Here is an 11,960-nt window from a genome sequence, read left to right as displayed (position 1 = left end):
AAGGCAGCCACTTGCGACACCCTCTAACCTCACCCACTACATATAGTGTTTAAAGCATACAAAAACGCCATATATAGGGTTTCTCATGAATCAATCCATTACCTGCCGCTCCGGTCCTGCCCGGCATGTGGCAGTGGCCTCCACCGTCGACGAATACCTGCAACGGGCCGACTGGCGCGTGCATGCCAACGCCAACCAGGGCTATTCGCTGGGCGGGCTGATCCTCAATATCTCCGGCAAGCTGATCGCCAATTACTGGCTCGACGAGGTCTACCCGGCCGAAGTCGGCGCGGCTCACCGGGAAGGGGACCTGCATCTGCACGACCTGGACATGCTGGGTGGCTACTGCGCCGGCTGGTCGCTGCGCAGCCTGCTCCACGAAGGCTTCAACGGCGTACCCGACCGCGCCGAGAGCAAGCCGCCGCGGCACCTGTCCAGCGCCCTGGGGCAGATGGTCAACTTCCTCGGCACCCTGCAGAACGAATGGGCCGGCGCCCAGGCCTTCAGCTCCTTCGACACCTATCTGGCGCCCTATGTACGTCGCGACGGCCTGGAGTATCCCGCTGTAAAGCAGGCTATTCAGGAGTTCATCTACAACCTCAACGTGCCCTCGCGCTGGGGCAGCCAGACCCCCTTTACCAACCTGACCTTCGACTGGGTATGCCCGGAGGACCTCCGCGACCAGGTGCCGGTAATCGGCGGCGAGGAGCAGCCCTTCACCTACGGCGAGTTGCAGCACGAGATGGACCTGCTCAACCGGGCCTATCTCGAGGTTATGGAAGCCGGCGACCGCCAGGGCCGGGTATTCACCTTCCCGATCCCCACCTACAACATCACCACCGATTTCGATTGGGAGAGCGACAACGCCGAGCGGCTGTTCGCCCTGACCGCCAAGTACGGCCTGCCCTACTTCCAGAACTTCCTCAACTCGGACCTCCAGCCGCACATGGTGCGCTCCATGTGCTGCCGGTTGCAGCTCGATCTCAACGAGCTGCTAAAACGGGGCAACGGCCTGTTCGGCAGCGCCGAGCAGACCGGCTCGCTGGGCGTGGTGACCATCAACTGCGCGCGCCTGGGTTACCGCTTCCCCGGCGACAAGGCGGGGCTGTATCGCGAACTGGACCGCCTATTGGAACTCGGCCGCGACAGCCTGGAGATCAAGCGCGAGTGCATCCAAACCTGGATGGATTCCGGCCTCTACCCCTATACCCGCCGCTACCTGGGCACCCTGCGCAATCACTTCTCCACTCTGGGGGTAAACGGCCTCAACGAGATGGTGCGCAACTTCACTGCTGACTGCCTGGATATCGCCAGCGGGGAAGGCCGCGAAATCGCACTGGAACTGCTCGAACATGTGCGCGCACGGCTGCGCGGGTTCCAGGAGTCCACCGGGCATCTCTACAACCTGGAAGCGACCCCGGCGGAAGGCACCACCTACCGCTTCGCCAAGGAAGACGCCCGCCGCTTCCCCCACATTCTCCAGGCCGGCACCCCGGAGGCCCCCTACTACACCAATTCCAGCCAACTGCCAGTGGGGCATACCGACGATCCTTTTGCGGCGCTTTTCCACCAGGACCCGCTGCAGACCCGCTACACCGGCGGCACCGTGCTGCACCTCTATATGCGCGAGCGGCTCTCCAGTGCGGATGCCTGCCGCAAGCTGGTGCGCACTGCCTTGTCCCGCTTCAGGCTACCCTATCTCACCGTCACCCCGACCTTCTCAATCTGCCCGGTACACGGCTACCTGGCCGGGGAGCACGAGTTCTGCCCACATTGCGACGACGCCCTGCTGGCCCAGCGGGCCCGGGCCGCCGCCCCGAAGCAAAATTCCGACCACGATCACGCAGCATGACCGGCGAGCGGCAGATCACCAACCACCCACAGAAGGAGTCAACGATATGACCATTGCAATTCCGCTACGCGAAAGCCTGCCCACCGAACAGCGCCAGCGCTGCGAGGTCTGGACCCGGGTGATGGGCTATCACCGCCCGGTGAGCCAGTTCAACCTCGGCAAACGCTCCGAGCACCGCGAACGCTGCCACTTCCGGCAGGAAACTGCCGACCTGTAATAACCGACTAACCGCCGGGGAACGCGAGTTTCCCGGCGCGCGATACCACTATGCCCCACTTGGATATCCGCTTGCCGATCGCCGGCCTGACTCCACTCACCACCCTGGATTTCCCCGGGCACCTGGCTTGCGTGGTATTCACCCAGGGCTGTCCGTTGCGCTGCGGCTACTGTCACAACCCGCAGATGATCGCCCCGCGCCGCGGGGAATCCCATGAGTGGCAGTCGATCCTGGACTTCCTGGAAAGCCGTCGCGGCCTGCTGGAAGGCGTGGTGTTCAGCGGCGGCGAACCGACCCTGCACGCCGGCCTGCCAGGGGCCGCGGCACAAGTCCGGGCCATGGGTTTCAAAGTGGCGCTGCACACCGCCGGCCCCTATCCGGGACGACTGGCGGCGCTGCTGCCGCTGCTCGATTGGGTGGGGCTGGACGTCAAGGGGCATGGGGCCGACTACGACCGGATCTGCGGCCGGGCCGGTATCTGGCAGCGGCACTCCCGGAGTCTGAAGCTGCTGCTCGACAGTGGTATCGATTTCGAATGCCGCACCACCGTACACTGGCGGGACTTCTCCCTTGCCGACGTGGAACGCATGGCCCTGAGCCTCGCCGACTGCGGCGTGCGCCGCTACGTCCTGCAGAAAGCGCGAAGCGAACAGTGCCTGGAGCCTGTCTATTGCCAATCTGCACCGAATACACCTGCCCCCAACGCCATGGCACAGCTGGTGGCACGGCTCGAACCTCACTTCGCCAGCCTGACGCTGCGGGAATGACGCGTAGCGCTCTTTCACAGTACTGATCGTGATAGGAAGACGCTGATACCCAGTAGCCCACGTCGGCATCCATGCCTCCGACGGCCCCACAAAAAGCTTCCAGCATCAGGATCTTCGCCTCACGACTGTTCCAGTATTAGGCTCAAGGGCCGGCTGATACTCATCAGCTTGTTCCAAAAGTCACCTCCTCCATCATAAAATCCAGATTGCAAAATACCCATGACATAAATCCACAAGGAGACGGAATGCCCAGCCCTATCCTCGCCCTGGTCGCCTGGTCCCTGGTGATATGGCTCTGGATGTACGTCACCCGCCTGCCCGCCATCGCGAAGGCCCAAATAAAACTGGACCCTGATGCTGTTCGGACTCACCTTCAACGCAATCCGGAACTTCTACTAGATGAATAATGAAATATTCGAAGCCCCCTGGAGCCGCCAGCTTAAATGGATTACCGCACTGTCTTCGGCACTGTTGCTGGGTATTCCATTGGTGCTCCTCGCCAAAATACCGCAAGCCGAAATGGCCTGGCGGTCGGGCATGGTACTGCTGCCACTGGCTATACTGGCCGCCAGCGCCTTCTTTGCCATTCGCGGGTACCTTATCAATGGCAATGCGCTGCTGATCTGCCGCCCCGGCTGGAAAACACGGATTTCCCTGCAGGGCCTGCAGGAAGTGGCCGCGGACCCGAAGGCCATGAGCGGTTCCATCCGGGTTTTCGGCAATGGCGGCCTCTTCTGTTTTGCCGGGCTCTACCGCAATTCCCGGCTGGGCCGCTACCGGGCTTTCGCCACTGACCAGGCGAGAGCCGTGGTGCTAAAATTTCCCGGGCGTACCCTCGTAGTCACTCCGGGCGACCCGCAGAAGTTTGTCGCCGCGCTGGAAAATAAAAAAACTGACAGAGAAACCGATAGATGAAAAATATTTTTCTGGCCCTACTATTATCCCTTCTATCCCTGCCCCTCGCCGCTAATGCCCAGACTTCCTGCGTGATTTTGTTGCACGGCCTGGGAAAATCCAGCGGCTCCATGGAAAAAATGGAAAAAGCCATCGCAGCGGTGGGCTTTACCACCGTGAATGTGAGCTACCCCTCCACCGATCACCCGATCGAGGAACTAGCCGGCCCGGCAATCGCCCCGGCGCTGGACCAGTGCCGGGACCATGACCAGGTAAATTTCGTCACCCATTCCCTGGGCGGCATCCTGGTACGGCAATACCTGAGCCAGGTGCAGATCGAAAACCTGAACCGGGTAGTGATGCTGGGCCCACCCAACAAGGGCAGCGAGGTGGTGGACAATCTGGGCGGTTTCCCCGGCTTCCACTTTATCCTCGGCGATGCCGGCCTGCAGCTGGGCACCGGCGCCCTCAGTGTGCCCAACAAACTCGGCGCGGCGGAGTTTAATGTGGGCATTATCGCCGGCACCCGCAGTATCAATTTGATCCTCTCACAGATGGTTCCCGATACCGACGACGGCAAAGTCTCGGTGGAGAGCACCAAACTCGAAGGCATGAACGACCACCTGGAAATGCCGGTGACCCACGTATTCATGATGAAAAACAAAAAAGTGATCGACCAGGTCATCCACTACCTGAAAAACGGAGAATTCAGTCGACAATGATTCACTGGCAGTGGCGATCCTTCGAACAGCTTTCCCTCCAACAGCTCTACCAGATCCTCAGGGCGCGGCAGGAAGTCTTTACCGTGGAGCAGGATTGTGCCTATCAGGACGCGGACTGTCTCGACCAGTATTCCTGGCACCTGATGGGCTGGAATGCAGCTCCGCAGGGGCAGGAGCTGGCCGCCTACCTGCGGGTGGTCTTCCCCGAAAAGAAATACCCCGACGAACCCTCGATCGGTCGGGTGCTCACCCGGGCTTCCTACCGGGCCACCGGCCTGGGCAGGGAATTGATGCGGCGGGCAATCGAATGCACCGGGCGGGAGTATCCCGACAGGCCGATTCGCATCTCCGCACAGCAGCATCTGAAGCGCTTCTATAGCGGGTTTGGATTTGAAAAGGTTTCCGAGCCCTACGAGGAGGACGGGATTCCCCACATCGAAATGTTGAGAAAACCCTTTTAGCTTCATTTGCCCCACCATTTGCTTCACTACCCTTCAGCCCTCTGGGCATCTCCGGGTTGCCTGAGTCAAATCCAGCCTGCGGATTGATCCCGCGCAGGCCCTGCTTGATCTTTTAATTGATACGTTACATCATCTCTTTTATGGCTTGCGGCCTCGGGGCATTCGCCCCGGAGATATCCAGCGTGGAAAACAGCGGGCAAATCATGCCCAAAGATATTGAAACCCTGAAGCGCTACGAAACCAACGGTTGTATCTGCTGCACGCTACGGGAAGACCTGCTGGCGGTCGAATTCGCCGATAGTATTCTGGTCAGCAAGTCCGACTTGGTGGATGATCCGACCCTACAGAAGCTGATCGCCGTATTAAAAACCCTCAATACGGAGGCGGATATAGTCCCCATCCATCACGGCCAGGTCGATATCAGCCAGGTGCTCGGCACCGGAAAATTCAGTTTCGAGCGCGCCCAGCAGGCCCCGGGCTGGCTCAAGGAGATGCGCGGCGAGCATGTGCCGGAAACCGAGGAATACGGCATCGCCAGCTTTACCTACACCGCCCGGCGCCCTTTCCACCCGCAAAAGTTCTACGACTTTCTCCACGGTGACAATTTCCACGGCACGCTGATCCGATCCAAGGGCTATTTCTGGCTGGCCAGCCGGCCGGATTTCGCCGGCCATTGGAGCCAGGCCGGCGGCATAGCCCGTTATGGCTTTGCCGGGACCTTCTGGAACGCCGTGCCCCGGGAACGCTGGCCCGAGGATGAGGAATATCTCGCGTCGATTCAAAAAAACTGGCAGGGCCCCTTCGGCGATATGCGCCAGGAGCTGGTTTTTATCGGCCAGGGTCTCGAGCGGGAACAATTCGTCCAGGCGCTGGACGACTGTCTGTTGAATGACGACGAACTGCTCGCCGGACGCGAGCACTGGCAAACCCTGCCGGACCCGTTCCCCGCCTGGGGGGAATAGGCCTGCCCCCGGCCTGAGAGCCGGGGCGAGACTCCAACTGGCTACAGGAAGGCACCCGGCGCGATCATCCGATAGCCCGATAGGCCCCAGACCGTCAGGCGATTGTGATTACCCACATGCATATATCAACAATCCACTGCAACTTTTTTAAAGGCTGCGTCGTATTTCCTGGTTGAATTCAACAATAAAACAGGGGCTGCCATGAAACATTCCACTATTTTCAACACCTTGACTCTGGCTTCCGTGCTGGCGCTCTCGGCGTGTGGTGGCGGAGGCGGGAGTAATGACGACACGCCGACACCGACACCGACGCCGACGCCGACACCAACACCGACACCGACACCCACACCCGATCCGACCGAGCCCGATCCGGCCGAGCCCGTGTCGGCCACTTTTGAAAAATCGCTGACAACCATGGGGTCAACCTTCAGCGTCGACGGGATGGTGACGCTACTGCGCAACGACGCAGACGAGCTCTCATTGGAAAACCTCGACATGAGCGGATTTACCCTCTACACATTCGACAATGACCCGCTAAACAGCTCCGTCTGCACCGCCAGCTGCGTCGATAACTGGCCCCCCCTGATCGCCACTGACAGCGACACGGCGATAGCGCCACTGTCGATCATCACTCGAGATGACGGCAACCGCCAGTGGGCGCTGCGCGGCAAGCCGCTGTACTTTTTCGCGGGAGACAGCGCCGCCGGTGAAGTCAACGGCGAAGGGGTTGGCGGCCTCTGGGATACCGCCCTGGCCGAACCGATCGCCCAGGCGAATGACGCAGGCAAAGGGGTGTTTTTCACGGCCTCCGGACAAATCGGGGTCAGCGCCATGGACAGCGACACGGTATTCAGCGCCGCCCAGGAGGACCGCCTCGGCTTCGCCCTGTACACCTTCGACGTCGATGCGCCCGGCGAATCCAACTGCAACGACACCTGCCTCGACAACTGGCCGGCACTGCTCGCCGAAGAGGGCGATGTCGCCGCGGCACCCTACAGCCTGATTGAGCGAAAACTCGGCAGCGACGGAGAGACCGCGCTGCAATGGGCCTACCAGGGAATGCCGCTCTATTTCTACAAGGGAGATACCGCACCCGGCTCCACCCTCGGCGACGGCCTGGGCGATGTCTGGCACCTGGCGCGGCCGCAAAACACCCAGATTGTCGATTCCGAACGCGGCTCGACCCTGGCCATCAGCGGTCTGGCATTGAGCACCGACGACGACGCAGCCGAGCCGGAAGCGGTACCGCTGCACGGTTTCGCCCTCTACACCTTTGATCCGGACAGCAGCGGCGTCAGCAACTGCTCGGATGACTGCCTGGCCGCCTGGCCGGCGCTGATCGCCTACCCGGGCGCCGTGGTAACCCCGCCCTTCTCCCTGGTTGAACGCAACCCCGGCGTCATGCAGTGGGCCGTCAACGGCGAACCGCTGTACACCTATGTCGGCGACGTGGAGCCCGGCGATGTGACCGGCGACGGCGTGGGCGATGTCTGGCACTTGGCGCGCTTTGCTCCAGTCGCGGTGGCCACGTTGACACTGAACGGCGAGGAGATTGCGGCGTTTACCGCCCATGGCGGCCTTATCGATGAGAGCGGTACGCCGAGCGACACTTACCAGGACTACACGCTCTACACCTTTGACGATGATACCGATGGCGTCTCCACCTGTTTCGGCGGCTGCGCCGTGGCCTGGCCGCCACTGTTCGCAACCGCCGAAGCCAAAGACTTCGGCGATTTCACCGTCACCCGCCGCGACGATCCCAGCATCGCCACTGACGACGACAGCGAAGTCTACCAGTGGGCCTACAAGGGACAGCCCCTGTACTTCTACGTCTCCGACAGCGGCCCGCGGGATACCGCCGGCGAATACGGGACCTGGCACGTCGCGGTTCCCTAGAGCATGAAGCCGGGCTTGCCCGGCCTTTTATCGATTATCGATTTCCCGCTCTACGTTTGAGGAATTCACGATGAATGTAAAACCCATTTATATCCTACTGCTGGCGCTGGTACTGGCAGCCTGTGACGCGGGTTCCGGGGAAGGCTTGGACGAAAACGGCATTCCCCTGGAATCGAACAACGAGGAGGAGACTCCCAGTGAGGAGGCCCCTCCAACTGAGGAGCCCCCCACTGAGGAGCCCCCCGCTGAGGAGCCTCCAAGTGAAGAGCCTCCGGGTGAGGAGCCCCCGGCTGAGGAGCCCGCCGACGGCGTCACGCTGGCCGAGCTGCAAACCGATATCTTCGGTCCCATCTGTGCCCAGTGTCATGTCGGCAGTGGCGCGCCCCAGGGACTGCGTCTCGACAGTGAAGAGAACAGCTATAACTTTCTCGTCGATCAACCTTCCAGTGAAGACTCCAGCCTGCTGCGGGTCGATCCAGGCAATCCTGATAACAGCTACCTGGTGCACAAAGTTGAGGGCCGCTCCTCGATTATCGGCAGTCGTATGCCGCTGGGCCAGGACCCGCTTTCTGACGCCGACATCCAGCGTATCCGCGATTGGGTCGCCAACGGCGCACCGCGCACCGGCACTGGTGACGCAAGCACAACAGTCACCGCATCTGCATTCGAATCCGGCGAAACCAAGGCAGTTTTCGGGATGCACTTCAGCCGCGCCCTCGATCCCGCGACCTTGAGTAAAAATACTGTGCTCGTGCAGTTCATTTTCGAGGATTTCACCCTGGTCGCCAACACGGATGATTATGATCTGCATCTTGTTGCCGGCCAGGATTTAATCCTGGAAATGAACACCGAACCTTATGCGTCGGCCAAAGCTGTCGACATTCGCTTTAACAGTCCACTCACCAGCACCGTTCTCGACTTCCGTGGGCGCGTCCTGGACGGTGACGCCAATGACATTGACGGGGGGGAGCAGCACCATGTCCTGGACCTTTAAAAAGACCGCAACCGCGTTTGCAGCGCTGTTGTTCGCAATACTATTGACGCCGGCGCAAGCGGAGCCCTATCTCGCCTTCAAGACCGGCAACAAGTGTTCCGCCTGTCATGTCAACCCTATCGGCGGTGGTGCACGCAATACCTTCGGCAACTATTACGGCACTCATGTGCTGCCGGCACTTCCCGGCGACACGCTGGGTTTCGATTCCGGCAGCCTTACTGAGAGCGTCCGCGTCGGCGCCAATCTGCGTGCGAACTTCCAACGTCACGAGGAGGACAGTGCCGATGCAACACAGGGCTTTGAAACCCAAAGCGCCCAGGTGTATTTGCACTTTCAACCCAAGGGCTCCCGCTTTTCATTCTACCTCGATGAGCAGATCGCACCGGGAGCGGCGTTAAATCGTGAAGCGTTTGTCATGGCGAAATTATCCGGCAATCACTATCTCAAAGCCGGAAAAATCATGTTGCCCTATGGCATCCGCCTTGAGGATGACAGCGCCTTTATTCGCGAGGCGACCCAAATCACCTTCGACAACAGCGACAACGGCGTTGAGCTGGGACTGGATTTTGACAAGGCATTGTTTAACGTTGTGCTGAGCAACGGCACTGGTGCCACAAACAACGATGACGACAGGTTTCAATATGTCGTACGCGGTGAATATGTCGAAAGAAAGTGGCGTATCGGTGGCAGCGCGCTAGTCAATGAGTCCACCTCCGGAACGCGCAAGATATGGGGCGTTTTCGCGGGGGCTCACCTTTACGGCTTTACCCTGCTCGCCGAGGTGGACCAGATCGTGGATGAGTCGTTAATCAATGGATTTGGCAACGAAACAGAACAAATTGTGACACTGTTTGAGGTTAACCGGGAACTGGGCAAAGGCATGAACCTGAAGGTCACGCACGAGACCTTTGATCCGGAGAGCAACACCGACAACAACGAGCGCGCGCGCAGTTCTGTCCTACTCGAATACACGCCCTTCGCGAATATCCAGTTGCGCGGCGGCATTCGTAACGGCGATGACATACCACAGAGAGATCAGGGGAACTTCAAGGATCTGTTTGTGCAGGCGCACTTGTATTTCTGAGGATAGGGCAACTACTTCTCCCTGTAGGAGCGGCCGCTGGCCGCGACCGCCTTCACTACGAAGCAAAGCCAGTCGCGGCCAACGGCCGCCGTTCCTACAGGGAAATATCGGCGACCGCCACCAGCCACCCGCTCGCCACGTTGTGAAACAACTTCTAAAGACCTGTTTACGCCGCCTCCTTGAGTAACCAATCCCGGAAAGCCACCAGCTTCGGCAAGCTGGAACACTCGGCACGGTACACGACGTAATAGGCCAAAGGCGAAGCGAAGGTTATTTCCGGGAACGGCCGAACCAGGCGCTCGGTTGCCAAGTCGTCGTGCGCCATGACGCTGCGAGCGAGCGCGACACCCTGCCCCTCAATCGCCGCCTGCAGGACGGCCGCGGAATTGTTGATCTTCATACCACGCGCGGTGGCGACCTCCGTCACGCCCGCTTTTCCCAGCCACGCGTCCCAGGTGGGAAAGCCCGCCTGGCCGTCCATCGAGAGGTCGTGGATCAGGGTCTCCCGGGCCAGATCATTCGGCTTTTGCAAGCGCCGATGCTCGCGTAGCAGTTTGGGCGAGCACACCGGGTAGACCTCCTCCTCCATCAGCTTCTCCGCCATCAGTCCCGGCCAGCTTCCCACGCCGTAGCGCACGCCGATATCGATCCCCTGGGCCACGAAATCCACCGGCTTGAGGCTGGTATCCAGGCGCACGTCCGTGTCGGGCCAGGCGACCTGGAAGCTGTCGAGGCGCGGCAGCAGCCACTTGGCGGCAAAGGCCGGGCTGACCGTAACGGTGAGCACACCGCTGGCCGATCCCTCCTTAAGCCGTTCCAAACCCAGCGCCAACCTGTCGAAACCCGCCCGGATGTCCGGCAACGCACGTTCGGCCGTCTCGGTGGGAAGGAGCCGAACCCGCCCGCTGGTAGCGCGGTGGAACAGGGGCGTGCCCAGCCATTCCTCCAATGTGCGCACGAGTTGGCCGACCGCGGCGGGAGTGACGTTGAGCTCGGCCGACGCCGCGGAAAAGCTCTGATGACGGGCGCTGGCCTCGAACGCGCGCAAGGCGTTCAGATGGACGGGTGATTTCATAGCGATAAAGTTTTTCTTTCAATGAGAGACACTTTATCTCGTTTGCCGACTTTAGCAAATAAGCGAAGAATCCCGCTCAAGCCAAGGATAGACAGCCAGGCGGTCCGCGGCCGGCGCCGGAAGCCCCAGACGCTGCCGGTATGAATAGTTTTTCTTCTTATCCCAATAGAGAGTAGAGAGGTCTCACAATGAGCAATCAATTCAAAGGCAAGAAGCTGCTGGTCGTTGGCGGCACCAGCGGGATGGGCCTGCAGACGGCCCGGATGGTACTCGCCGAAGGCGGCAGCGCGGTGATCCTGGGCCATCGCCAGGAAAAGACCGAGGAGGCGCGCAAGGAACTGGCCGCCCTGGGCCAGGTTGCGGCGCTGACAGCGGACCTGACCAGCGAGGAAGGGCTGGCCGAGCTGCTCAAGACCATCGACGAACAGCACCCGGACATCGACCTGCTGGTCAACGCGGCCGGTGTCTTCTTCCCCAAGCCCTTCCTGGAGCACCAGGACGCGGACTACGACCAGTACATGAAGCTGAACAAGGCGTTCTTCTTCATTACCCAGAAGGTCGCCGCCAACCTGGTCGCCAAGGACCGTCCTGGCGCGATCGTGAACATCGGTTCCATGTGGGCCAAGCAGGCCATCGCGGCGACCCCATCATCGGCCTACTCCATGGCCAAAGCAGGCCTGCATTCCCTGACCCAGCAGTTGGCCATGGAACTGGCACCCAAGCACATCCGCGTCAACGCAGTGTCACCGGCGGTGGTGCAGACCCCGATCTACGAGGGCTTCATCCCGAAGGCCGAAGTGAAAAGCGTCCTGGAAGGCTTCAACGACTTCCACCCGATCGGCCGCATCGGCACCCCGCTGGATGTCGCCGAAGTGATCATCTTCCTGCTGCTGGACAAGGCGAGCTGGGTCACAGGCGCCGTCTGGAATGTGGACGGCGGCGTGATGGCCGGACGCAACTGATTCTCAGCGTCGGGCGTCACTGCGGCGCCCGCTTTTACCCCCAACTGGAGAGAGGCGCGGCTCTTGCCGATTAT

At 60.6% G+C, this 11,960-nt stretch carries 12 protein-coding genes and 1 pseudogene; 12 read left to right on the top strand and 1 reads right to left on the bottom strand.

What is annotated here, in order from left to right; all coding sequences use genetic code 11:
- Positions 1 to 85: 85 nt before the first annotated feature.
- The 11 genes and pseudogenes from FHS09_RS05640 to FHS09_RS05590 all read left to right on the top strand — a co-directional run bounded on the left by FHS09_RS05640 (position 86) and on the right by FHS09_RS05590 (position 9,849).
- Positions 86 to 1,852 (top strand): ribonucleoside triphosphate reductase, encoded by a 1,767-nt coding sequence (locus FHS09_RS05640; protein ID WP_183457613.1) that lies wholly within the window; start codon positions 86 to 88, stop codon positions 1,850 to 1,852.
- Positions 1,853 to 1,898: 46 nt separating this feature from the next.
- On the top strand, positions 1,899 to 2,069 hold the full coding sequence (gene nrdD, locus FHS09_RS05635) for an anaerobic ribonucleoside-triphosphate reductase (protein ID WP_221191811.1): 171 nt from the start codon (positions 1,899 to 1,901) through the stop codon (positions 2,067 to 2,069).
- Between the two features lie 50 nt (positions 2,070 to 2,119).
- Positions 2,120 to 2,836, top strand: a complete 717-nt coding sequence (locus FHS09_RS05630) for an anaerobic ribonucleoside-triphosphate reductase activating protein (protein ID WP_183457612.1) — start codon at positions 2,120 to 2,122, stop codon at positions 2,834 to 2,836.
- A gap of 245 nt (positions 2,837 to 3,081) precedes the next feature.
- Entirely contained in the window at positions 3,082 to 3,243 is a 162-nt protein-coding gene (locus FHS09_RS22540) for a hypothetical protein (RefSeq protein ID WP_221191810.1), read from the top strand.
- A complete protein-coding gene (locus FHS09_RS05620; protein ID WP_183457604.1) occupies positions 3,236 to 3,751 on the top strand; it encodes a PH domain-containing protein in 516 nt (171 codons plus the stop codon). Before FHS09_RS22540 ends, FHS09_RS05620 begins: the two co-directional genes overlap by 8 nt.
- Positions 3,748 to 4,452: an esterase/lipase family protein gene (locus tag FHS09_RS05615; RefSeq protein ID WP_183457602.1), complete on the top strand. Its 705-nt coding sequence runs from the start codon at positions 3,748 to 3,750 to the stop codon at positions 4,450 to 4,452. The genes FHS09_RS05620 and FHS09_RS05615 overlap by 4 nt, the downstream gene beginning before the upstream one ends.
- Positions 4,449 to 4,913 (top strand): GNAT family N-acetyltransferase, encoded by a 465-nt coding sequence (locus tag FHS09_RS05610; protein WP_183457600.1) that lies wholly within the window; start codon positions 4,449 to 4,451, stop codon positions 4,911 to 4,913. Before FHS09_RS05615 ends, FHS09_RS05610 begins: the two co-directional genes overlap by 4 nt.
- A gap of 272 nt (positions 4,914 to 5,185) precedes the next feature.
- Positions 5,186 to 5,875 (top strand): annotated as a pseudogene (locus tag FHS09_RS05605) (GTP-binding protein); the annotation flags it as partial.
- Positions 5,876 to 6,076: 201 nt separating this feature from the next.
- Positions 6,077 to 7,771: a COG4315 family predicted lipoprotein gene (locus tag FHS09_RS05600; RefSeq protein ID WP_183457598.1), complete on the top strand. Its 1,695-nt coding sequence runs from the start codon at positions 6,077 to 6,079 to the stop codon at positions 7,769 to 7,771.
- A 70-nt stretch (positions 7,772 to 7,841) separates the two neighbouring features.
- Positions 7,842 to 8,765, top strand: coding sequence for a hypothetical protein (locus FHS09_RS05595; protein WP_183457596.1), 924 nt, complete (start codon positions 7,842 to 7,844; stop codon positions 8,763 to 8,765).
- A complete protein-coding gene (locus FHS09_RS05590; protein WP_183457594.1) occupies positions 8,749 to 9,849 on the top strand; it encodes a hypothetical protein in 1,101 nt (366 codons plus the stop codon). The genes FHS09_RS05595 and FHS09_RS05590 overlap by 17 nt, the downstream gene beginning before the upstream one ends.
- A gap of 166 nt (positions 9,850 to 10,015) precedes the next feature.
- Here the strand turns inward: FHS09_RS05590 and gcvA are convergent, their stop codons facing one another.
- On the bottom strand, positions 10,016 to 10,924 hold the full coding sequence (gene gcvA / locus FHS09_RS05585; protein WP_183457592.1) for a transcriptional regulator GcvA: 909 nt from the start codon (positions 10,922 to 10,924) through the stop codon (positions 10,016 to 10,018).
- Between the two features lie 188 nt (positions 10,925 to 11,112).
- On the opposite strand from gcvA, the gene FHS09_RS05580 reads away from it, so the two are divergent.
- On the top strand, positions 11,113 to 11,886 hold the full coding sequence (locus FHS09_RS05580; RefSeq protein ID WP_183457590.1) for an SDR family NAD(P)-dependent oxidoreductase: 774 nt from the start codon (positions 11,113 to 11,115) through the stop codon (positions 11,884 to 11,886).
- The last annotated feature ends 74 nt before the right edge of the window (positions 11,887 to 11,960 follow it).

Origin of the sequence: Microbulbifer rhizosphaerae, assembly GCF_014191725.1 — a bacterium.
In the GTDB taxonomy this organism is placed as follows: domain Bacteria; phylum Pseudomonadota; class Gammaproteobacteria; order Pseudomonadales; family Cellvibrionaceae; genus Microbulbifer; species Microbulbifer rhizosphaerae.
This window is presented reverse-complemented; position numbering and strand designations above follow the sequence as displayed.

Bases quoted from the DNA above. Each gene is read 5' to 3' on its own strand.
- FHS09_RS05580 (WP_183457590.1), top strand. From the start codon at position 11,113: ATGAGCAATCAATTCAAAGGCAAGAAGCTGCTGGTCGTTGGCGGCACC.
- FHS09_RS05610 (WP_183457600.1), top strand. From the start codon at position 4,449: ATGATTCACTGGCAGTGGCGATCCTTCGAACAGCTTTCCCTCCAACAG.
- gcvA (WP_183457592.1), bottom strand. From the start codon at position 10,924: ATGAAATCACCCGTCCATCTGAACGCCTTGCGCGCGTTCGAGGCCAGC.
- FHS09_RS05615 (WP_183457602.1), top strand. From the start codon at position 3,748: ATGAAAAATATTTTTCTGGCCCTACTATTATCCCTTCTATCCCTGCCC.
- FHS09_RS05640 (WP_183457613.1), top strand. From the start codon at position 86: ATGAATCAATCCATTACCTGCCGCTCCGGTCCTGCCCGGCATGTGGCA.
- nrdD (WP_221191811.1), top strand. From the start codon at position 1,899: ATGACCATTGCAATTCCGCTACGCGAAAGCCTGCCCACCGAACAGCGC.
- FHS09_RS05620 (WP_183457604.1), top strand. From the start codon at position 3,236: ATGAATAATGAAATATTCGAAGCCCCCTGGAGCCGCCAGCTTAAATGG.
- FHS09_RS05600 (WP_183457598.1), top strand. From the start codon at position 6,077: ATGAAACATTCCACTATTTTCAACACCTTGACTCTGGCTTCCGTGCTG.
- FHS09_RS05590 (WP_183457594.1), top strand. From the start codon at position 8,749: ATGTCCTGGACCTTTAAAAAGACCGCAACCGCGTTTGCAGCGCTGTTG.
- FHS09_RS05595 (WP_183457596.1), top strand. From the start codon at position 7,842: ATGAATGTAAAACCCATTTATATCCTACTGCTGGCGCTGGTACTGGCA.
- FHS09_RS22540 (WP_221191810.1), top strand. From the start codon at position 3,082: ATGCCCAGCCCTATCCTCGCCCTGGTCGCCTGGTCCCTGGTGATATGG.
- FHS09_RS05630 (WP_183457612.1), top strand. From the start codon at position 2,120: ATGCCCCACTTGGATATCCGCTTGCCGATCGCCGGCCTGACTCCACTC.